General features: G+C 65.5%; 17 protein-coding genes. 10 read left to right on the forward strand and 7 right to left on the reverse strand.

Annotated features, from left to right (window positions below; all coding sequences use genetic code 11):
• Nucleotides 1–80: 80 nt before the first annotated feature.
• The 4 genes from U1739_RS16085 (at nt 81) to U1739_RS16100 (ending at nt 5,208) form a co-directional block, all read left to right on the forward strand.
• Nucleotides 81–1,163: a type III polyketide synthase gene (locus U1739_RS16085; protein ID WP_332709594.1), complete on the forward strand. Its 1,083-nt coding sequence runs from the start codon at nt 81–83 to the stop codon at nt 1,161–1,163.
• On the forward strand, nt 1,160–1,846 hold the full coding sequence (locus U1739_RS16090) for a methyltransferase domain-containing protein (RefSeq protein WP_332709595.1): 687 nt from the start codon (nt 1,160–1,162) through the stop codon (nt 1,844–1,846). The genes U1739_RS16085 and U1739_RS16090 overlap by 4 nt, the downstream gene beginning before the upstream one ends.
• A complete protein-coding gene (locus tag U1739_RS16095; RefSeq protein ID WP_332709596.1) occupies nt 1,825–2,922 on the forward strand; it encodes an NAD(P)/FAD-dependent oxidoreductase in 1,098 nt (365 codons plus the stop codon). The genes U1739_RS16090 and U1739_RS16095 overlap by 22 nt, the downstream gene beginning before the upstream one ends.
• A gap of 147 nt (nt 2,923–3,069) precedes the next feature.
• Nucleotides 3,070–5,208, forward strand: coding sequence for a transglycosylase domain-containing protein (locus U1739_RS16100; protein ID WP_332709597.1), 2,139 nt, complete (start codon nt 3,070–3,072; stop codon nt 5,206–5,208).
• Here U1739_RS16100 and U1739_RS16105 read toward each other — a convergent pair.
• The 4 genes from U1739_RS16105 to U1739_RS16120 are packed head-to-tail and all read right to left on the reverse strand — an operon-like array spanning nt 5,184 to nt 11,547.
• Nucleotides 5,184–5,846, reverse strand: coding sequence for a M48 family metallopeptidase (locus tag U1739_RS16105; RefSeq protein WP_332709598.1), 663 nt, complete (start codon nt 5,844–5,846; stop codon nt 5,184–5,186). The two genes, U1739_RS16100 and U1739_RS16105, sit on opposite strands and share 25 nt — an antisense overlap.
• Nucleotides 5,833–9,291, reverse strand: a complete 3,459-nt coding sequence (locus tag U1739_RS16110) for an error-prone DNA polymerase (protein ID WP_443025586.1) — start codon at nt 9,289–9,291, stop codon at nt 5,833–5,835. Before U1739_RS16110 ends, U1739_RS16105 begins: the two co-directional genes overlap by 14 nt.
• A 2-nt stretch (nt 9,292–9,293) precedes the next feature.
• Complete coding sequence (locus tag U1739_RS16115; protein WP_443025587.1) at nt 9,294–10,697, reverse strand: Y-family DNA polymerase; 1,404 nt, start codon at nt 10,695–10,697, stop codon at nt 9,294–9,296.
• Nucleotides 10,698–10,752: 55 nt separating this feature from the next.
• Nucleotides 10,753–11,547, reverse strand: coding sequence for an ImuA family protein (locus U1739_RS16120; RefSeq protein WP_332709601.1), 795 nt, complete (start codon nt 11,545–11,547; stop codon nt 10,753–10,755).
• A 185-nt stretch (nt 11,548–11,732) separates the two neighbouring features.
• Between U1739_RS16120 and U1739_RS16125 the strand changes: the two genes are divergently transcribed.
• The 6 genes from U1739_RS16125 (at nt 11,733) to U1739_RS16150 (ending at nt 18,741) form a co-directional block, all read left to right on the forward strand.
• A complete protein-coding gene (locus tag U1739_RS16125) occupies nt 11,733–12,680 on the forward strand; it encodes a DUF808 domain-containing protein (protein WP_332709602.1) in 948 nt (315 codons plus the stop codon).
• Nucleotides 12,681–12,928: 248 nt separating this feature from the next.
• Nucleotides 12,929–14,503 (forward strand): SulP family inorganic anion transporter, encoded by a 1,575-nt coding sequence (locus U1739_RS16130; protein ID WP_332709603.1) that lies wholly within the window; start codon nt 12,929–12,931, stop codon nt 14,501–14,503.
• Complete coding sequence (locus U1739_RS16135) at nt 14,500–15,180, forward strand: carbonic anhydrase (RefSeq protein ID WP_332709604.1); 681 nt, start codon at nt 14,500–14,502, stop codon at nt 15,178–15,180. Before U1739_RS16130 ends, U1739_RS16135 begins: the two co-directional genes overlap by 4 nt.
• A gap of 130 nt (nt 15,181–15,310) precedes the next feature.
• On the forward strand, nt 15,311–16,615 hold the full coding sequence (locus U1739_RS16140; RefSeq protein ID WP_332709605.1) for a sugar MFS transporter: 1,305 nt from the start codon (nt 15,311–15,313) through the stop codon (nt 16,613–16,615).
• 73 nt (nt 16,616–16,688) lie between these two features.
• A complete protein-coding gene (locus U1739_RS16145) occupies nt 16,689–17,720 on the forward strand; it encodes a lactonase family protein (protein WP_332709606.1) in 1,032 nt (343 codons plus the stop codon).
• Nucleotides 17,721–17,763: 43 nt separating this feature from the next.
• Nucleotides 17,764–18,741, forward strand: coding sequence for an MBL fold metallo-hydrolase (locus tag U1739_RS16150; RefSeq protein ID WP_332709607.1), 978 nt, complete (start codon nt 17,764–17,766; stop codon nt 18,739–18,741).
• 4 nt (nt 18,742–18,745) lie between these two features.
• On the opposite strand, the gene U1739_RS16155 is transcribed toward U1739_RS16150, so the two are convergent.
• Genes U1739_RS16155 through U1739_RS16165 form a run of 3 tightly spaced genes read right to left on the reverse strand, consistent with a single transcriptional unit; the run spans nt 18,746 to nt 20,897 of the window.
• Entirely contained in the window at nt 18,746–19,030 is a 285-nt protein-coding gene (locus U1739_RS16155; protein WP_443025588.1) for a hypothetical protein, read from the reverse strand.
• 47 nt (nt 19,031–19,077) lie between these two features.
• Nucleotides 19,078–19,494 (reverse strand): cupin domain-containing protein, encoded by a 417-nt coding sequence (locus tag U1739_RS16160; RefSeq protein WP_332709609.1) that lies wholly within the window; start codon nt 19,492–19,494, stop codon nt 19,078–19,080.
• On the reverse strand, nt 19,470–20,897 hold the full coding sequence (locus U1739_RS16165; RefSeq protein ID WP_332709610.1) for a putative O-glycosylation ligase, exosortase A system-associated: 1,428 nt from the start codon (nt 20,895–20,897) through the stop codon (nt 19,470–19,472). Before U1739_RS16165 ends, U1739_RS16160 begins: the two co-directional genes overlap by 25 nt.
• Between the last annotated feature and the right edge of the window lie 108 nt (nt 20,898–21,005).

A 21,005-nucleotide genomic window follows, 5' to 3' on the forward strand; every position in this document is an offset into this window, starting at 1 on the left:
CGGCGCTGGCGGATCGAGTGGAGAAGAGTAGCGTTGTGCAACCGACGCGGTCTTTCATCCGCGCGTGCGAAAGCCGCTCCTTGCCCCTTGTTGCAGCCCAAGACGTCTATCTCAACGCAATCGGCACTGCCGTGCCGTGCCATGACATCCACCACGCCTTTATCGGCTGGGCGCGCGATCGCCTGGCCCCGCGTGAGGCCAAGCTGTTCGATCGCATGGCGGCGCGCTCTGGCATCGGTCACCGCTGGTCCGTGCTGCCGATCGGCGCAGACGGCGGCTCGCCGGTCGATCCCGGCGGCTTTTATGCCGATGCGATCCTGCCTGGCACGGCCGCGCGCATGGAACTGTATGCCGATGCCGCCCCTGCGCTCGGCCTTGCCGCGATCGATGCGCTCAAGGCGCAGGTCGATCTTGTCAGCATTACCCATGTCGTCGTCGCGAGTTGCACCGGCTTCGTTGCGCCGGGCATCGATCAGATCATCGCTCGGCGGCTGGGTCTGTCGCCCTCGGTCGAGCGGCTGCTGATCGGTTTCATGGGCTGCTACGCCGCGGTAGCGGCGTTGCGCACCGCACGCCACCTGGTGCGCTCCGAACCCACCGCGCGCGTGCTCGTGCTGTGCGTCGAACTGTCGACGTTGCACTTGCAGGACACGCCCGAGATCGAGCCGCTGCTCGCCATGCTGCAGTTCGGCGATGGCGCGGCGGCGGCATTGGTCAGCGCCGATCCGGTCGGTTTCGCGCTGGGCCAACCCTTCGCCACCACGCTCGACGAGTCGCACGATCTGATTCGCTGGGCGATCACCGATCAGGGCTTCGCGATGCACCTGTCGGGCGAAGTGCCGGGCCGCATCGCCCAGGCGCTGGCCGATCCCGCCTTCGCTATCGCGGCGACGGGCGGTCGCACGCCGGCCGAGATCGACGGCTGGGCGGTGCATGCCGGCGGCCGCTCGATTCTCGACGCGGTCGAACAGGGCCTGGCGCTGGCCCCCGACACGCTCGCCGCATCCCGCGCGGTGCTCGTGGAAAACGGCAACATGTCCTCGGCGACACTGATGTTCGTGCTGGCCAAGCTGCTCGCCGGCCCCCGCATCGATGATGGCGTCGCGCTTGCTTTCGGCCCCGGTCTTGCCGCCGAGGGTTTCGCGTTTCGGAGCGCGCGATGAGCCTGGCTCAGCGCGCCATCGCCGAGGAACTGATGGACGCCGAAGATCTCGATGCCGCGACCTATGCAGATGTCGTCGCCGATCTCGCCAAGGTCAACGTCATTACCATGGCGGCCCGCCCGACGCTCGATTTCCTGTCGCGCGGCACCAAGGGCTTGGCGGCGTTCAAGTTGCTCGACGTCGGCTTCGGTGATGGGGACATGCTGCGCCGCATCGCGCGCTGGGCGCGCCAGCGCGGGCTCCAAGCCGATCTGGTCGGCGTCGATCTCAACCCGCGCAGCGAGATAGCGGCGCGGGCGCATACGTCATCCGATCTGCCGATCACCTGGATCACCGGCGATTATGCCGATCATGCTGAGGGCGCAGATTTCATCATCTCCAGTCTCGTCGCGCATCACATGACGCCGGCGCAGCTGGTCGATTTCCTCCGTACAATGGAGGCGCGCGCTGCCAAGGGCTGGCTGATCAACGATCTTCACCGTCATGGTTTCGCCCATCGCGGCTTCCCGCTGCTGGCGCGGCTGTTTGGCTGGCACCGTATCGTGCGCCACGATGGCCAGCTGTCAATCGCACGTTCCTATCGTCCCGCCGAATGGCCGCCACTCTTGGCCCAAGCCGGCCTCACCGACGCGCGCGTCTATCGCGCCTTTCCGTTTCGCCTGTGCGTCGAACACCTGCGCTGATCGTCGGCGGCGGGCCGGCCGGCGCCAGCGCCGCGATCCGCCTCGCCCAGGCCTGCACGCCGCACCTGCTGCTCGAACGCAGCCGCGAGACCGGCGACGCTTTGTGCGGCGGCTTCCTGAGCTGGCGGACGCTCGAATCACTCGCCAGCCTCGGCGTTGCGCCGGACGCGCTTGGCCCCGCCCGCGTCACTAAAGTCCGGCTGTTGGCGGGCGAGCGCATTGTCGAGGCGGCTCTGCCGCGCCCGGCGCACGGCGTCTCGCGCCAGCACCTCGACACGCTGCTGCTGGCCCGCGCTGAAGCAGCCGGCGCGGCGATCGAGCGCGGCGTAACGGTCAAGCAAACGACCGGCCACACGGTGCGCCTGCACGACGGGACGACGATCGCCGCCGACACGCTGTTCCTCGCCAGTGGCAAGCACGATGTGCGCGGCCTTGCCCGCCCCGAGTCAGCACGTGGCGCCGACCCGACGCTTGGCCTGCGCATCCGGCTGGGACCATCGCCAACGCTGCAGGGCCTGATCGGCGACGCGATCGAGCTTCACCTGTTCGATCGGGGCTATGCCGGGATCGTGCTCCAGGAAGACGGCACGGCCAACCTGTGCATGGCTGTCCACCGGTCGCGGCTGACCGAGGCAGGCGATCCCGAGAAACTGCTAGCGATGCTTGGCGCAACGCTTCCCCGCCTTGCCGAACGGCTTGTCTGGCGCGCCGCCGGCAGCGTCGATGCCATTGCCAACGTCCCCTATGGCTGGCGCGCCCAGCGTGGCGAACCCGGCCTGTTCCGCCTCGGCGACCAGGCCGGCGTCATTCCTTCGCTCGCGGGTGAAGGCATGGGCATCGCCATCGCCAGCGGCATCCGCGCGGCGCATTCTTATGCCATTGGCGGCCCCGGTGCTGGGCCGGCTTTCCAGGCTCGTCTCGCCCGCGATCTCGCCCGTCCGATCGGCCTCGCCGGCCTGGTCCGCGACGTCGCCGAACATCCCGTCCTGACCCGCGCGCTGTTGCCGATCGTGCGGCACGCCCCGATCCTGCTCGACCTCGTCGCGCGCGCCACTCGCATCGGGTATCGGGCGTGACTGGTCGGCTAGACTAAATTCTCCTCTCCCGATGGGAGACGGAGTTCACGTCGCCCATTATTGCCGTGATTGCGGCTACGCGCCCCAGAATATCGATCGCGGCCGCTTGTTCAGCTTTCATATAGCGCCTATCCGTATTGGCGCTGCATGGCCCGACAGAAATCCACCCGCACCCGTTCGACATGGCGTCGCCGCTTCGCGCTGGCGCTGAAGATCCTTGTCGGGCTTGGCGTGCTTGCGCTGATCGGGCTGGTCATCGCCGTCTATGTTGCGCGCTCGCAACTGCCGAGCTTCGACGAACTAAAGTCCTCGCCCAATGGTCAGATGATCCGAGTCCATGCCGCTGACGGCACGGTGATCGTTTCGCTCGGGCCAAGCTACGGCGAATGGCTGCATTACGATCAGATCCCGGCAGTGATGCGCGATGCCATGGTCGCGGTGGAGGATCGCCGCTTCCGAGCGCATCTCGGCGTTGATCCGATCGGTCTCGCCCGCTCGGTCAAACTGGCCTATGAATATCGCGGGCAGGGGCGGCGTCTGCAGGGCGCCTCGACGATCACCCAGCAGGTCGCGCGCACGATCTTCCTGTCGAACAAATACGATGTAAGCCGCAAGGCGCGCGAGGCGATCCTGGCGCTCGCCATGGAGCGCAAGTTCAGCAAGGACCAGATCCTCGAACTGTATCTCAACAAGGTCTATTTTGGGGGCGGTGCCTACGGCATCGACGCCGCCTCGCGTCGTTTCTTCGGCCATGGCGCCAACACTTTGTCGTTGAGCGAGGCCGCGGTGATCGCCGGGTTGGTCAAGGCGCCGTCACGCTATTCGCCGACCGCCGATGCCGAAGCCGCGGTGGGCCGCGCCGGGGTGGTCATCCAGCTGATGCAGGAAACCGGCAAGATCAGCGCGGCGGAAGCGGCCATGGCCGATCCCAAGGGGGTCACGCTGGCGCCTGAGCCAAAGCAGAACAGCGTGCGCTATTTCACCGATTGGGCGCTGCCCCAGCTCGAGACGCTGATCGATGAGACGACGCGCCCGCTGGAAGTATGGACCACGCTCGACCTAAACATGCAGCGCGCCGCCGATGCCGCAGTGCGCGCCAATGCGCCGAACAAGGCGCAAGGCGCGTTGGTTTCGATCGACCGCGACGGGGCGATCCGCGCCATGGTCGGCGGCACCGATTACGTCTCGTCCAACTATAACCGCGCGACCCAGGCGGTCCGTCAGCCTGGCTCGGCGTGGAAATTGTTCGTCTATCTCGCCGCGCTCGAGGCCGGGCACAAGGTCGAGGACAAAGTGGTCGATGCGCCGATCAACATCAACGGCTGGAGTCCACGCAATTCCTCCGGCGCCAATCGGGGCGAGATGACGCTGCGCACGGCGTTTGCCTATTCGGTCAACACGGTCGCTGCTAAGCTGGGCCAAGAAGTCGGGTTCGGCACGGTTGCCGATATGGCGCGCCGCTTCGGCATCACCACGCCGGTCGATACGCACCCGGCGATGGTGCTCGGCACGTCGGACGTGCGTCTGCTCGACATGACCCGCGCATTTGCCAGCGTCGCCAATAAGGGCGTCGCGGTGCTACCCTACGGCATTACCAAGGTCACGGCGCAGGGCGAGACGATCTATGCCCAGGCGGTCGATCGCAGCCAGGTGCTGGTCGCGCCCTATGTCGCACAGCAAATGACCGATCTGCTGCAGACGGCGGTCAATACCGGCACCGGCAAGGCGGCGCAGATAGGGCGGCCGGTCGCCGGCAAGACTGGCACGACGAGCTCGAACAAGGACGGCTGGTTCGTTGGTTTCTCCAGCGGCCTCACCACCGGCGTGTGGATGGGCCGCGACGATGCCAAGGTCGTGCCCGGGCTACAGGGCGGCACCGCGCCGGCCCGCGCCTTCGCCGCCTTCATGAAGACCGCGGTCGCCAGTCGCCCGGTCGAACAGTTCGACACGCAGGTCACGTTGCCCGAATGGCAGCTCGAGCCGGACGAGGAGAGCTATTTTGGCCAGCCCGACAATGGCGTGTTCGTCGATGCCGATGGCAATCCGATCGAACAGGCCGAGCCGCCGTCGGACGACGCGCAGGAGGAGCGCGCGATCGCGCCGCCGCCGGTGTCGGAGCAGGATCCCGAGCAGCTCGACCAGGACTGGATCGATCGCGTGCTCGATCGTACCCCGGCGCCTGCGCCCCGCCCGACCTCAGTCCCGCGCCCGGCCGTAGCGCCGCCGCCCGAGCGCCCGGTCGATCGCAGTGTCGTGCGGTCTCAGGAAGCGCGCCCGAACCAGTGAAGCGTGGCGCCGTTGGCGCGCAGCCACGCGCGCGACTCGGCCGGATCGCCTTCGGTCAGCGCATCGGCCAACGCGTGGAAGTCCGGCCCGTGATGCATGTGGATGCGGTGCGCGATCTCGTGCGCCACGGTCGAACGGCGCACGAAGCGGGGGGCCAAGATCAGTCTCCAGCTATAGCGGATCGCACCGCGCGATGTGCAACTGCCCCACCGCGCCTTGGGATCGCCGATCGCCACGCTGGCCACCGTTACCCCGGCCCTGGCGGCAAAGTCCGCCGTATCCGCGCTCAGGATGCGCAACGCCTCACGCTTGAGCCACAATTCGATCCGCCGTGACAGCCCGTCGGCTGGCCCGCCGCAGCGCAATACATCGCCCTCGCGCAGGATGCGGCGCGGCCGGGCTTCGTCCCAATCGACCCGCAGCTCGATATCGTCGAATGGCAGCAGCGCGCCAGGCACGAACGGCCGCCCGGTAGGAAGCCGGGCAAGCTGGCGGTCGATCCAGTCCTGCTGCTCGCCCGCCCAGCGCAGCGCATTCTTCATCGAAGCGCGCGCCGGCAGCGTGAGCCGCACTTGGCCGGTGGCCGGATCGACCGACAATTTCGCGCGCCGGGCGCGCGCGTTCCTAGTGAAAATCACGGGATTTGGGGATGATGCGCACGTCGCGCGGGTTATTGGCGCGGGGGGCTTCCGGACGGCCTGGATAACGCGACGGCTGGCCGCTTTCGAATTCGTCGCACGGCATGAGGTGCAATGTCTTGCGGTCTTTCTCCGCCAGATGATCGAGCATCTGCGTACGATCGATCACGCGCGTCGCCATCAGGTGGACGACGTTGCCGTCGCGGGGACCCGCTTTCTGCACCTCGCCTTCGACCAGCATCAACCGCGCCGACATGATCTCGCGCCGGAAACGCTCAAAAGTGCGCTCCCACAAGACGATATTGGTCACGCCGGTTTCGTCCTCGATCGTCACGAAGATCGCCTTGCCGTTGCCGGGCCGCTGGCGGACCAAAACGATGCCGGCAGTGCGCACGCGCTGCCCGTTGCGCGCGGTCGAGGTCGCGGCGCAGCTCGACACGCCTTCCGCGTCCAGCGCATCGCGCAGGAAATGCATCGGGTGGTTCTTCAGCGACAGGCGCGTCATCTGGTAATCGGCGACGACATGTTCGGCGGGGGACATTGCGGGCAGCGCCAGATCCTCTTCCACGCCAAGCTCGCGCGCGCTGGCTGCGGCGAACAAGGGCAGCGCGGCATCCGGTGTGCGGCGCACTTCCCACAGCGCCGCCCGCCGATCAAGCGCGATCGAGCGGAACGCATCGGCATCGGCCAGCAGCCGCAGCGCGCGCTGCGGCAGGCCAGCGCGGCGGGCGACCGACTCGATCGTGTCATAGGGGATCGCGTCGCGTTCCTGCGCCAAGTCTTGCGCCCAGCTCTGTTTGAAGCCGGTAATCTGGCGTAGCCCGAGGCGCAGTGCGAGGCCGGCCGCACAGGGTTCGAGATGATTGTCCCAGCCACTGGCATTCACATCGATCTCGCGCACCTCGACGCCATGCTCGCGCGCATCGCGCACGATCTGCGCCGGGGCGTAGAAGCCCATCGGCTGCGAATTGAGCAACGCACAGGCGAACACCGCGGGGTGATGGCATTTGATCCACGAGGAGACATAGACCAATCGCGCGAAGGACAGCGCGTGGCTCTCCGGGAAACCATAGCTGCCAAAGCCCTCGATCTGCTTGTAGCAGCGCTCGGCAAAGTCGCGCCGATAGCCACGACCGACCATCCCCTCGACCAGCTTCTGCTCGAAATTGTGCATCCCCCCGACATTGCGGAACGTGGCCATCGCGCGGCGCAACTGATTGGCTTCGGAGGGCGTGAAGGCGGCGGCGACGATCGCCAGCTTCATCGCCTGTTCCTGAAACAGTGGCACGCCATAGGTCTTGCCGAGCAGATCGCGCAGCTCGTCCGGCGGGCCGAAGCGCGGATCGGGTTCGGGATATTCGGTCTTCTCCACGCCGGTGCGGCGTCGGAGATAGGGATGCACCATGTCACCCTGGATCGGCCCGGGGCGGACGATCGCCACCTGCACCGTCAGGTCATATAGGTTCTTGGGCCGGAGCCGGGGCAGCATGTTCATCTGTGCGCGGCTCTCGACCTGGAACACGCCGATACTGTCGCCCTTGCCGAGCATCTCGTACACGGCGGGATCGTTGGTATCGATATCGACTTCTAGCGTATGCTCGCCAAAGCCGTGCTGGCGGAGCAGCGTGAAACTCTTCTGGATGCAGGTGAGCATCCCGAGCGCCAGGATATCGACCTTCATCAGTCCGAGCGCATCGATATCGTCCTTGTCCCATTCGATGAAGGTGCGGTCGGCCATCGCCGCGTGATGTAGCGGCACGGTTTCGTCGAGCCGGTTCTCGGTCAGCACGAAGCCGCCGACATGCTGCGACAGATGGCGTGGGAACGGCGCTTCGAGAATCTGCTGCATGATGAAGCGCAATCGGGCGATCTCGGGATTGGCGACGTCAAAGCCGGCTTCGGCGATGCGGCGCTCTTCCATGTCGCCGGAATGGCTGCCCCACACCGTGCTGGCCATCCGTTCGGGGATATCGTCGCTCAAGCCCAACGCCTTCGCGACTTCGCGCACCGTGCTGCGCGAGCGGTAATGCGCTACCGTCGCGGCGATGCCGGCGCGGTGCCGGCCATAGCGGCGGTAAATATATTGCATCACTTCCTCGCGCCGCTCGTGCTCGAAATCGACATCGATATCGGGCGGCTCGTCACGCTCTTCGGAGACGAAGCGCGAGAACAGCAGATCGTGCTGCATCGGATCAATCGAGGTGACGCCAAGCAGGAAGCACACCGCCGAATTGGCGGCCGAACCGCGCCCCTGGCACAGGATCGGCGGATTTTGCGCGCGGGCGAACTGGACAAGATCGTGCACGGTGAGGAAATAGTAAGAGTAACCTCGCGCGCTGATCAGGGTGAATTCTTCGCTGAGCGTGGCGATCACCTTGGGCGGCATATAATCGGGATAACGCTCGATCGCCGCTTGCCAGGCGATATGTTCGAGCCAGGTCTGGGCATCCCAGCCCTCAGGCACGGGTTCATGCGGATATTCGTAGCGCAGCTGTTTCAGATCGAAGCCGATGCGCGACAGCAGGATTTGCGTCTGTGCGATTGCATCGGGATGATCGCGAAACAGCCGCGCCATCTCCTCGGGTGCTTTCAAATACCGCTCGGCATTGGCCTCCAGCCTCTTGCCCGCCGCGGCGATTGTCGTGCCTTCGCGGATGCAGGTCAGCACGTCGTGCAACGGGCGCTGCTCCGGTGTGGCGTACAGCACGTCGTTGGTGGCGAGCAGCGGCACGCCGGCCTGGCGCGCAATGCGCTGCAGGCGGACCAGTTCCCGCCCATCGCGCCCGTGATGCGGCATTGCCGCGCCGAGCCACACCCGGTCGGGCGCCGCGCGCGACAGGCGTTGGAGCGTCGTGACGATATCCTCGTCCGGTTTGGACACGAGCCGCAGCAATGGCTTTGACGGATCGGCGCTATCATCGAATTGATATTCGGCCGGCTTGCGGTGTTGTTCCTGCTCCTGCGCGGTCGATCCGGACATGACGATCAGCAGCAGATCCTGGCAATAATCGATCAGGTCATCGACATTCAGGATGCAATCGCCCTTTACCGCGCGCAGATTGCCGCGCGTCAGCAGGCGCGTGAGGCGGCCCCAGCCATAGCGCGTGGCGGGATAGGCGACGATGTCAGGCGTGCCGTCGGCGAACACCAGCCGCGCACCGACCACCAGCCGCAGATCGACGGTGCAGGCAGCCCATTCCTCGGGCGTCAGTTCCTCCTTCTCGCCTGCGGCCTTTTTAGCGGCGAGCATGGCGACACGATTCTTGTCGGGCGCGTTCTTCAGCGCGGACCAGGCGCGCACCACGCCGGCCACCGTGTTGCGGTCGGCGATGCCGATCGCGTTCATGCCCAGCCGCCAGGCGCGATCGAGCAGATCGGAGCCGTGACTTGCACCGCGCAGAAACGAATAGTTCGTCGTCGCCACCAGCTCTGCAAACCCCGCCATGCTCATGCGAACAACCCGTGCATGTACCAGCCGGGATCGCGCCGTTCGCTTTCGTACAATCCGTGCCGGAACACCCAGAAGCGGCGGCCGCGCGTATCCTCGATGCGGTAATAATCGCGCGTCAGCTTGGCCCCGGCATCGTGCCACCATTCCGCCGCGATGCGCTCCGGGCCTTCGAAACGCAGTACATCGTGCAAGCTGCGCCGCCAGCGGAACTGGCGGGGTGGGCCGTCGGGGACCTGCGCGGTGACCTGGATCGGCTGCGGTGGATCGAACATGTGCAACGGGCGCATCGGCGGCTCGCCGGTCTCGGGCTCGGGCCAAATCGCTGGGGTGGTCGCGTCGATCGCCGGTAGGGCTAGCACGGCTTGCTCAGGGATATGCGTGTCGCGCGGGGACAGGCGGCGGAAGCGGCCGCGGCCCATGCGCGTGCTGAGCCGATCGATCAGCGCGGTAAGCTCGCCTTCAGCCACTGCACCGCCTTCGAGCAGCAATTGTGTCGGTGCAAGCGGGGCGAGCGAGGGCACGGCCAATCGGATCAGATCGAAACCGAAGCCCGGATCGATCGGATCGGACAAGGTATCCAGCCGCTCGTCGAACAATCGCATCACCACTTTGGGATCGCGCAGAGGCAGGCTGGTTTCGACCGCAAGATCGATCGCCAGCCCATCGCTGCGAAAAAAGCGCGCAGCGAAGCGGCGGCCGCCGAGATGGCGCTCCTCCATATCCTGCGCAGCCTCGGCGGTGAGGTCGCCCAGGATCTGCAGCGCGTGTTCGGTGTGTGCGATCGGCTCGGCCAGGCGGCGCTCGACCATCAGCGCCGGGGCGACACGACGGGCGACGATGCGGCTGTCCGATTTGCCCAGCAACCGCGCTAGCGCGCCGGTCATCGCATCACCGAAGCGCGCGGCGAGCGGGCCGGTCGGGCGGCCGGCGAGGTCGCCGATCGTCTTCAGTCCAGCGCGGCGCAAGGCGAGCTCGGTCGCGTCGTCTAGCCGGAGGGCAACGACGCCAAGGCGTCGCACCGCCCCCTGTTCGTCCGCCGCCGGCATGGTCTGGAACCGCGCCAGCGCCTGCGCCGCCTCGGGCGTGCCGGCTAGCGCATGGCGCGCTTGCAGGCCGTAGGTAGCGAGACGGGCGACGAGATCGTCGGCCAGCGTCTCCTCATGGTCGAACAGATGCGTGCAGCCGGTGATGTCGAGCGTGAGACCATCGGGCGGGTCGATCGCCACGAGCGGCGTGTAACGATCGCAGCCATCGGCGATGCGCTCGAGCAGCAGATGATCGGCGACTGGATCGTGATCGAGGCCGACCAGTTCAGGCACGCGCGCGCGGGCATCGGCCAGCGTCATGTCGATCGCGATGCCTAGCGCTTGCGCACGGGCATCGACCGCGGCGAGTCGCATGCTGCCGCGCACTTTCTCGATCAGCGCATAAGGCGCCTCCGCCGGCGCCGCGCCGTCACGCGCGAGCCGTTCCGCCGGCAAGAGCGGGAACCACAAGCCCAGGTAGCGGCGCGTCCGGGGGGAGGCCGGCCGCGAGCTGCCCTTGTTCACGGAAGATTGCCTGGTCACGATCCCATTCCACACTCCATCGCCCGCCGGTCCTGCCACCGCGCTGACGCACCAATTCAATATCCAGCGCCGCAAAACCCGGCGCGTTCGCTTCCAGCGGCAAGGCCGGCAGCGCGCGGATCGACCAGCGCGTCGCCGCTGCGCTCGGCCCCTGTTCGGCGCCGACGCGCAGCAGCAAGGCAGTCACTCCCGAGGCTTCGGTCGCCACCGCCAAGCGCCTGGTGCCGGTGAGATCCAACGGGCGCGGATTGTTCCACAATTCGATCACCATCACGCCGACCTCGGCACAGCGCGCCACGTCCGCGGCAACGCGCAACAGGCTGAGCGGATCGGGCAGCACGCCGATCACCAGATCGACGCGACCGATGCCCAATTCGACCAGCCCCGGCATGTGCAGCACACCGCCAGCGCGCTGTGCCTCGTCCTGCCGCAGCCACACGACCGGCGCCTGGGGCCGTTCCGCGCGGCGCACGATCATCGAGGCGAAGCCGCCCGCGCTGCTGGCATCCTCGGTCTCGGCGAAAATCTCGTGCAGCCGCCCGCGTTCCAGCCCACCGCCTAGACGCGCATCGATGCCGGCATGACCGAGCGGCACGACACCGGACGTTTCCGTCTGGCGCAGTCCCTCCACCTGGGAGATACGGCGCCGGAGCGCGGCAATGGCAGTGGCCGAATCACGCATAACATGTTCCTGTTATGTTCTAATGCGACTCTGTGCCCGGGGGAGTCAAGGCCGGCGGAGGCCATGCGTTGAACTTGCTCAAACAGGTCTGTCGTCGCGCGGTCGGGATCGCTAGAGGCGCCTAGACGTTAGCGCTGCGCAAGGATGCGCACGGTCGGCAGTGCCGCACAATCGGGGGATATCTCATGGCCACGGGCCTTATCGCGCTGCTCGACGACGTTGCGGCGATCGCACGGCTTGCCGCAGCGTCGGCCGACGATGTCGCTGCCGCCTCGATGAAGGCGTCGTCCAAGGCGATCGGCGTGGTCGTCGACGATGCAGCGGTGACACCGAAATATATCGCCGGCCTGTCGCCGGCGCGTGAATTGCCGATCATCTGGAAGATCGCCAAGGGATCGTTGCGTAACAAGCTGCTGTTCCTGCTGCCGGCCGCATTGCTGCTCAGCGCATTCCTGCCGTGGATCATCACGCCGATCCTGATGCTCGGCGGCCTCTATCTGTCGTTCGAGGGGGCGGAGAAGATTCTCGCTGCCATCATGGGCCATGCGCATGCCGATACGGCGGCGCCCGAGGAAGGGCAGACGGCGGAGGATATCGAAAACCGTCAGGTCAGCGGCGCGATCCGTACCGATCTGATCCTATCGGGCGAGATCATGGCCATCTCCCTGGCCGAGGTGTCCGATCAGTCGATCCTGACCCAGGCGGCGGCGCTGATCGCGGTGTCGTTGATGATTACCGCCGGCGTGTACGGCGTGGTCGGGCTGCTCGTGAAAATGGACGATATCGGGCTGCACCTGGCCAAGCGGCAGGGCGCGGTGCGGGCGCTGGGGCGCGGGATGGTCGGCGCGATGCCATATGTGCTGGGGGCGATCGCCAAGATCGGCACCGTGGCGATGCTCTGGGTGGGGGGCGGCATCCTGATCCACGGGCTGGAGGAATTCCATCTCGAGACGATTCCCCATGCCGCGCATGTGGTCAGCGACGCGATTGCCGGAGTGATGCCGTTCGCGCCCGCGCTCGGCGAATGGCTCGGCTTTGCCATCGCCTCGGCGATTGTCGGGTTGGTGATCGGCGGTCTGGTGGCCTTGGCCGTGCCGCCGCTACTGCGCCTGTTCGGCAAGGGCCATCATTGAGGCGCTAGGTTATCCCAGCGACGTCGAAATGGCCGTAGCGGCGGGTAGCTTTTTAACTGCACGCGGCCCGGGCCTTTGCCGAAATGTTGCTGATCGTGATGGACGCGCGCGCTGTGCTGCCCCGGCGTGGCAGGGCTGTAACGTTTGATTGCTGCACCGCAATAAGGGAACCGCGCCACCGTGCGCTGGTCTAGGTCGGGAAGGTTCGCCCAGCCAATCCAGGTCGTGGCACCGACTCGAGGTCCGTTTTGTCGTTACCCTTATTCAAGACTTTGCGCGCCGATTTCCCTGCGTCGATCGTGGTGTTCCTGGTCGCCTTGCCGCTCTGTCTCGGCGTGGCCTTGGCCTCCGGCGCGCCGCTCTTCTCGGGCGTGATCGCCGGTATCGTCGGCGGTATCGTGGTCGGTTCATTGTCGAAATCGCCGCTGTCGGTCAGCGGCCCCGCTGCCGGCCTGACGGTGATCGTGTTCGCTGCGATCGAGAGCCTGCCGTCGTTCGAGGCTTTCCTGCTCGCGGTGATGCTCGCCGGCGTGATCCAGATCGCGCTCGCCGCGACGCGCTCGGGCATTGCCGCCGAATTTGTCCCTTCGTCGGTGATCACCGGCATGCTGGCGGCGATCGGCGTGATCCTGATCCTCAAGCAGGTGCCGCACGCGCTGGGTTACGATGGCGATTTCGAAGGCAGCTTCGAGTTCTTCCAGGCCGATGGCCGAAACACCTTCTCCGCGATCGTCGATGCCGTGCGCCAGCATCTCTCGGCTGGCGCCGTACTGATCGCGCTGATCAGCCTCGCTTTCCTTTTCTGGTGGGAGGATGCCCGGCCCAAGGACGGGCCGCTGCGCTTCGTGCCCGGGCCGCTGGTGGTGGTGTTGATCGGCGTCGGTGGCAATGCGCTGCTCGGTCTGGTCAAGCCGGAATGGCAATTGCGTGCATCGCACCTCGTGCAGGTGCCGATCGCCAAGAGTTTCAGCGAATTCACCTCGTTCTTCGCCACGCCCGATTTCTCGCAGATCGGCAATGGCGCGGTGTGGACCATCGCGGTGACGTTGGCGATCGTCGCTAGCCTCGAATCACTGCTCAGCGTGAAGGCGGTCGACGAGCTCGATCCACAGCGCCGCACCACGCCCAAGAATTGGGAAATGATGGCGCAAGGCGGGGGCAATATCGTCTCCGGGCTGATCGGCGGCCTGCCGGTCACCTCGGTGATCGTACGCTCGTCGGCGAACGTCGATGCCGGCGCCCAGAGCAAGGCGTCGACCATCATGCATGGCACCTGGCTGTTGCTCAGCGTCGCGCTGATCCCGTTCCTGCTCAACCTGATCCCGCTCGCCGCGCTCGCCGCGGTGCTGATCGCGACCGGCTACAAGCTGACCAAGCCGAAACTGTTCACCGAGCGCTTCAAGCAGGGCTGGTCGCAGTTCGTGCCGTTCGTCGTCACGATCGTCGCCATCCTGTTCACCGATCTGCTCATCGGCATCGTCATCGGCTTGGTCGTCGGCTTCGTGTTCGTCATCGCGCGCAACTTCCGCTCGGCAATCACTTTCGTGTGCGACGACAATGATTGCCTGCTGCGCGCTCGGCGCAACCTGTACTTCATCCATAAGTACGAGCTCCAGACCAAGCTCAACCAGGTGCCCGACAAGGCCAACCTGCTGATCGATCTGTCGTCGACCTCCTATGTCGATCTCGACAATGTCGATGTCATCAACGCCTTCATCAAGGGCGCCGACTATCGCGGCATCAACGTCACGGTGCGCGGCGACGTGGCCGAGCGCAGTGCGCCGCTGATCAACGCACCGACTTCGGGAATCCGTTTCGCATGAAGAATTACAAGCAATTGCTGCTCGCCAACCGCGCCTGGGCACTTGAATTGACCGAAGAAAAGCCTGACTTTTTTGAAAGGCAGACGCTGGGCCAGAAACCCGAATTCCTCTGGATCGGTTGCTCGGACAGCCGAGTGAGCCCCGAGCAGATGACCATGTCACCGCCCGGCGGCATGTTCATTCACCGCAACATCGCTAATCTGGTCAACGACCACGATCTCAACCTGATGTCCGTGCTGCAATATGCCGTGACCGTGCTCGGCGTGAAGCATCTGATCGTTTGCGGCCATTATGGCTGCGGTGGAGTAAAGGCGGCGCTTGATGGGGGCACAACCGGGCCGGTCGATGCTTGGCTGCAGACCGCGCGCGCTGTCGCCGACGATCATTGGGAGGAGCTGGGCAATCAGCCGACGCCGGAAGCAAAGGCCAACCGTTTCGTCGAGTTCAACGTGCGCGATCAGTTGGTCAATCTCGCGCGCACCACCACGGTGCAAGAGGCGTTCGCCAAGAAGCAGGAATTGTACCTGCACGGCTGGGTCTACGACATTCGCGACGGCCGAATCAAACCGCTGATGGAGATTGACCGCGACACGACGCTGGAGGCAGTGCCGCATCCCAAGCGCGTGTTGCTCACTGATGACGAGATCAGGGCCGCACCGCAGACCGCCGATTATTGAGCATTGAGCGGCGCGGATCGCGCCGAACGTGATCGCTCTTGGCCATCCTGCGGCGATCGGGCATTGTTTGGCGCGGCGGCGTTTGTGTGTTGCCGCCGTCGTCCCCCTCGCAATAGCCGGATTCGCTACGATGGCCCTAGCCCCCGACACCACGCCTACCACCGCTAGTAGCGGGGCCGACGCCGCCAGCTTGCGCTGGTTCGTCTTCGCCTTATTCTTCATCTTCGGCGGGATCACGTCCCTCAACGACGTGATCATTCCCAAGCTGAAGGAGCTGTTCACGCTCAGCCATGCTTCAGCGATGCTGGTGCAGACCGCGTTCTTCCTGGCTTATGCGTTGTTTTCGTTGCCCGCCGCAGCGATCGTGCGCCGAGCTGGTTACATGCGTACCGCGGCAATCGGCTTGGTGACGATGACCGCAGGCTGCCTGCTATTCATCCCCGCCTCGTCGACGGCGACGTTCGAACTGTTCTTGCTTGCCCTGTTTGTGCTCGGTGCCGGGATCACCATCGTTCAGGTCGTTGCCAACCCGCTGATTTCGATGCTCGGCGCGCCCGAGACCGCGCCGAGCCGGCTGACCTTCGCCCAGGCGTTCAATTCGCTCGGCACGACGATCTTCCCGCGCGTCGGTTCGGTGTTGATCCTGGGCGGTCTCGCCAGCGTCAGCGCGGCGTCGCTCAGCGGCGCCGCGCTTGACGCCTATCGTGCAGACGCCACGCGCGTCATCGTGCACACCTATCTTGGCCTCGCCGTGGCCTTGCTGGTGATCGCTGCGGCGGTTTGGTCGCAGCGCAACAAGCTGCGCGAACAACAGGATCGCACGGGCAATATCATCCATGCCTTCACGCTGCTGCGCCGTCCACGGTTCGCGATGGGGGCAGCGTGCATCTTCCTCTATGTCGGTGCAGAAGTCGCGATCGGCTCGCTGATCGTCAATTATCTCATGCAGGGCAGTGTCTGGGGCGTCGGCGATGTCGAGGCCGGCAACCATGTCTTCTATTACTGGGGCGGCGCGCTCGTCGGCCGCTTCATCGGCGCGTTCGTGCTGCGCGTTGTTTCGCCGGGCAAGGTGCTGGCGGCGGTCTCGATCGGGGCGATTGCGCTGATCGCGCTTTCCGCCAACACTACCGGTGCCGTCTCGGGCTGGGCCCTGCTAGCGATCGGGTTGATGAACGCGATCATGTTCCCGACGATCTTCAGCCTAGCGAGCCAGGGCCTGGGCACGCGCGCCGCGGAGGGATCGGGCGTGATCGCCACAGCAATCGTTGGTGGCGCGATAGTACCATGGCTGACCGGTGCGCTTGCCGATCTGCAGGGGTTGCACTTCGCGCTCGTGCTGCCGGCCGTCTGTTATGTCTGCATCGTGTTGTTCGGCCTGTACTGCAACGCTAAGCCGGCGCCAACGGCCCCCACCGAGCCTTTGGCGCAAGTATGATCGAGAAAGGTGGCGGCGAAAAATCTACTTAGAAAGATGCAGGGGCGGCCAGAAGCCGCTAAGAAAAAGGCGCTTGGACACGCACGTTATCGAACTCATCGTCGGCACCTATACCGAGTCCGGGGGACAGGGATTGTATCCGTTGTCCTACGCGCCGGCCACCGATAGCTGGAGCGTCGGCACGCCGGAAGCGGTGTTCGCCAACGCGTCGTTCGGGGTGCGCGCATCGGCGAATGGGCTCCTCTATCTGGTCGACGAACACGCTGGGTCCGTTGTGGCCTGCCGGCGCATAGCCGATGGCTGGCAGCGCCTCGCTATCGCTACCACTGGTGGTGCTGCGCCGTGCCACCTTGCGCTGCACCCCGACGGACGCTGGCTGGCGGTTGCCAATTATGAGAGCGGCTCGATCGCCGTGCTGGCGCTCGACCCGGCTGGTCTGCCGCACGGTCCGATGGCGCTGCAACGCCTCGACGGCAGCGGTCCAGATCATGCGCGGCAACAAGGCCCGCACGCCCATTGGGTCGGGTTCGATGATGACGGGCGAAGCCTGATCGCCGTCGATCTCGGCACCGATCGGATCCTGCGCTATCGCGTCCACGCGGCGACCGGTGCGTTGGGCAATGCGGCCATCGCCTATACCGCGCCGGGCGGATCGGGGCCGCGGCACTTGTTGTTCCACCCGCACCTGCCGATGGCCTATCTCGCCAGCGAAATGGCTGCGACCATCACCGTACTGCATCGTGACGGCACGGGCTTTGCCGCAGGAGCCAGTGTGCCGACGCTGGCGGGCAGCTTTGCCGGCCGCAACCTGGCCGGCGGCATGGCGCTCAACCGCGCCGCCGACCGACTGTATGTCGGCAATCGCGGCCATGACAGTGTCGCGATATTCGCGCTCGACGGGTCCGGCGCGCCGACACCGATCGGGCAGGTTCCCAGTGGCAACACGTCGCCGCGCTTCTTATTCGTGCTCGATGTGGTTGCGCGGCTGCTCGTTGCGCATGAAGGCGGCGACACCGTCACGGCGTTCACCATCCAGCCGGACGGCACGCTGACCGACCCGATTGCGATCGCCATCCCCGGCGCGGCCTTTATCGCCCTGGCCTGACGATTCGCTCGACACTTCGGGCGCGCCAGCGGAGAAGCCCGGCATGGCGCAAAATCCCTATTACGCTGGCGCGCTGTCAGATCATTTCGATGGCACCCGTTTCTTCAATCCCGGGCAACCGGCGACGGACCGGACGCTTGGCGAGGTCCTGCGTTGGAAGCTGGGCGAACGCCCGGCGCGCTGGCCGCGGTCGGTGCCGGTCACGCCGGCCAGGCCCGACGAGCGGGTTGCGGGGCTGCGCGCCACGATGGCCGGTCATGCTAGCCTGCTGATCCAGGCGGCGGGCGTGAACCTGCTGACCGATCCGGTGTGGTCTGAACGCGCCCGCCCGGTCCGTTTCGCCGGTCCCAAGCGCGTCACCGCACCGGGCATCGCTTTTGCCGATCTGCCGCCGATCGACGTGGTGCTGCTCAGCCATAACCATTACGACCATCTCGACATCGCCACGTTGCAGCGGCTGCACGCCGATCATGCGCCATTGATGATCATGCCGCTGGGCAATGCCGCGATCGTCGCCCGCGCGGTGCCGGGCGCGCGGACCGCCGAGGGCGACTGGCACGACCGCATCGCCATCGCCCCCGGTTGCACCACGACGCTGACGCGCGCCAACCATTGGTCAGCGCGTGGCGCGCGTGATCGGCGCATGGCGCTATGGGCCGGGCATTGGATCGACACGCCTGCGGGCAGTATCTGGTTTGCCGGCGACACGGCGTATGGCGACGGTGCGATCTTCCGGGATATCCGCGCGCGTTATGGCAGTCCAGATGTGGCGCTGATCCCGATCGGCGCCTATGCGCCGCGCTGGTTCATGTCGGCGCAGCATGCCGATCCCGGCGAGGCGGTACGCATTCTGCGCGACCTCGGCGCGGGGCGGGCGCTCGGTATTCATTGGGGCACGTTCCAGCTGACCAACGAATCGCGCGACGCGCCGGCGTGCGGGCTGATCGCAGCTCTGGCCGCGGCGGACGAACCGGCGGACCGTTTCGTCGCTGCCTATCCCGGCGGCGTGTTCGACTTCTGATCAGTCAATCCGCGGCGATCGTCGATGCCCACTCGGCGTAAGCGGTGGTGCGCGCCATGTGCCTGTTGAAATCGGGCGCTCCGTCCTGCCACCACACCGGACCACGCTCGCCCAGCGCGACTTTGACGCGATCGACCGCGGCGCGCGCCGCCGCCAGCCCCGGCGCATCGTTGGCGCGCAACGCTTGGCCCACCGCGCGCCGAGCGCCCATCAATTCGGCAACTAAAGTTGCCCGCAACTCCTCGGCCAGCTCCGGATTGGTGCGCCGCCACAACCGGCCGCGCACCATGATATAGCGGCCGTCGGGCGTCACCGGGGGCGGTGCCGACACCCAACTCAGCCGGTGACGGCCGCCTTGATCTTCTTGGCCGCGCGCGACACGAAGCCCTCTTCGGCAGCCTCGGCATCGGCCTTGGTCTTGTGCGCCACACCAGCCGGCTCGGCCGGCGGGGCATAGACCGAGAACAGCTTGAGCGGCCCGCTGCCCTTGTTGATGATATTGTGCTCGGCGCCCTTGGGGATGACGATCATGTGATTAGGCGAGACCTTGTTATGCCCGCCATCGACGGTCGCCTGGCCCTCGCCGCTGACGAAGAAGGTGGTCTGGTCGGCAGGGTGGGTTTCCATTCCAATATCCTCGCCGGCGGGAATGCTCATCAGCACGATCTGCACCTTGGCGTCGCGAAAGACTTCTTTCTGAAAGAAGTCATTCTTGCTCGCCAGCTCGATTATGTCCTTGTTGAAAATCGCCATGCTCTGTCTCCGTTGCTGGCAGCAGAACCGTCGGCAACGCTTTTGGATGCGTCAAAAGACACGATCTCGCTGGATGGCGCTTGCCGCTTGGGCCGACCCCATGGCTCGCGCTTGCGCTGCCGCGCGGCATAGGCATCGAGCCCGATCTGTAACCCGATCAGCATGTAGATGAACGACTGGAAGGCGATGGCGATGAACAATGAGCCGACCAGATAGACGATTTGTGCTGCCTGCAGCGCTGCGGCCAGTTCTGCGATCCAGGCTAGCGCGGGATCCTTGCGATAGCGATGCCGCAATAGCTCCATGCGGAATAGCCCGGCCAGATTGAGCAGCAGCCACATGGCTAGCCCCACCCAACCCTGCTCACCCAGCATCTCGAAATAGCTGCTGTGCCAGGCGCGGCCCGAATCGACCATCTTCTCGACGATCGGGGCAGATCCGTCAGTCGGCACGGTCACGGTATTGTAGGCAAAGCGATTTTGCCGATATGCCCCGAACCCGCCACCATTGGGGTGCACGCGGACATAATCCAACGTCCAATTCCACACCGCGACGCGGGTCGAAGCAGATTCGTCGGCCTGATAGCTGCCGATCGTGTTCATGCGTTGCGTATAGGTGGCGGGCAGAAACGGGATCGCCACCGCCACGCCGGCCGCGGCGATGCATAGATAGAGAATGCGGCGCTTGGTGTTGCGTAGCATCAGCACGCCGAGCACGGCGAGACATAGCAGCCCGGTGCGCGCTACCGTGCCGATTGGAATGAGCAGACAGGCAAAGATCAATGCGTAGCAGAACAACGCCTTCAGCTTGCCGCGCGGAAAAATCGTGTCATGGCGCAGCATGAATAGGATCAAGGGAATGATCGCCACCGCCACGGTGGAGATCGTGCTGCCTTCGTACAGCCCGCTATTATTGGCCACGCCCAAGTTGAGCTCGCCATACCCGCCGCCCGACGCCAGCGTCTTAATGCCACCGGTAATGATGATCGACGCCGCCGCCAGAATCATGAACGCCAGCAGCCCCTGAATGCGCAGCCTTGTGCGCAGCGTGAAGGGCAGGAAAATCGCGAAGGTCAGCGTTTTCCACACCCAATCCCATTTCTCCGCGGCGTCGATCGGAAAATCTGCGTTCATCGTGGTGTAGCCGCACCACAATAGCATCAGCAGCATCAGCAACTGGCGCGGCGCCAGTCGCATCCCTTCCTTATTGTCCGCCACCAGCCAGCCGAGCACCGCGCACAGGAAGAAGATCAGCGAGATCGGGATCGCCGCGAGGATGTAATAGGCGAGGCGCTGGGGGGATACGAGATCGATGTAAACGTAACCGAGCACGAACAGGAATGGACGGCGGAAGCCCATGGCCAGCAGCACCAGCAGGTAGCCGAGGAAAACCAGATCCCGCATGTGTTTCCCAAATAGCCGTGCCGTCGTTCGCGCAGCACGCTGCGCAAAGCTTGCCCCGTCTTACCGCGCGATGGTTAGGCGCGGGTTAATCGCCCCGACAGGCGCGTC

This window comes from Parasphingomonas puruogangriensis (genome assembly GCF_036663635.1).
Classification (GTDB): domain Bacteria; phylum Pseudomonadota; class Alphaproteobacteria; order Sphingomonadales; family Sphingomonadaceae; genus Sphingomonas.

Bases quoted from the DNA above. Each gene is read 5' to 3' on its own strand.
- U1739_RS16090 (WP_332709595.1), top strand. From the start codon at position 1,160: ATGAGCCTGGCTCAGCGCGCCATCGCCGAGGAACTGATGGACGCCGAA.
- U1739_RS16100 (WP_332709597.1), top strand. From the start codon at position 3,070: ATGGCCCGACAGAAATCCACCCGCACCCGTTCGACATGGCGTCGCCGC.
- U1739_RS16110 (WP_443025586.1), bottom strand. From the start codon at position 9,291: ATGGCGGGGTTTGCAGAGCTGGTGGCGACGACGAACTATTCGTTTCTG.
- U1739_RS16115 (WP_443025587.1), bottom strand. From the start codon at position 10,697: ATGCGACTCGCCGCGGTCGATGCCCGTGCGCAAGCGCTAGGCATCGCG.
- U1739_RS16120 (WP_332709601.1), bottom strand. From the start codon at position 11,547: ATGCGTGATTCGGCCACTGCCATTGCCGCGCTCCGGCGCCGTATCTCC.
- U1739_RS16125 (WP_332709602.1), top strand. From the start codon at position 11,733: ATGGCCACGGGCCTTATCGCGCTGCTCGACGACGTTGCGGCGATCGCA.
- U1739_RS16135 (WP_332709604.1), top strand. From the start codon at position 14,500: ATGAAGAATTACAAGCAATTGCTGCTCGCCAACCGCGCCTGGGCACTT.
- U1739_RS16140 (WP_332709605.1), top strand. From the start codon at position 15,311: ATGGCCCTAGCCCCCGACACCACGCCTACCACCGCTAGTAGCGGGGCC.
- U1739_RS16150 (WP_332709607.1), top strand. From the start codon at position 17,764: ATGGCGCAAAATCCCTATTACGCTGGCGCGCTGTCAGATCATTTCGAT.
- U1739_RS16155 (WP_443025588.1), bottom strand. From the start codon at position 19,030: ATGGTGCGCGGCCGGTTGTGGCGGCGCACCAATCCGGAGCTGGCCGAG.
- U1739_RS16160 (WP_332709609.1), bottom strand. From the start codon at position 19,494: ATGGCGATTTTCAACAAGGACATAATCGAGCTGGCGAGCAAGAATGAC.
- U1739_RS16165 (WP_332709610.1), bottom strand. From the start codon at position 20,897: ATGCGGGATCTGGTTTTCCTCGGCTACCTGCTGGTGCTGCTGGCCATG.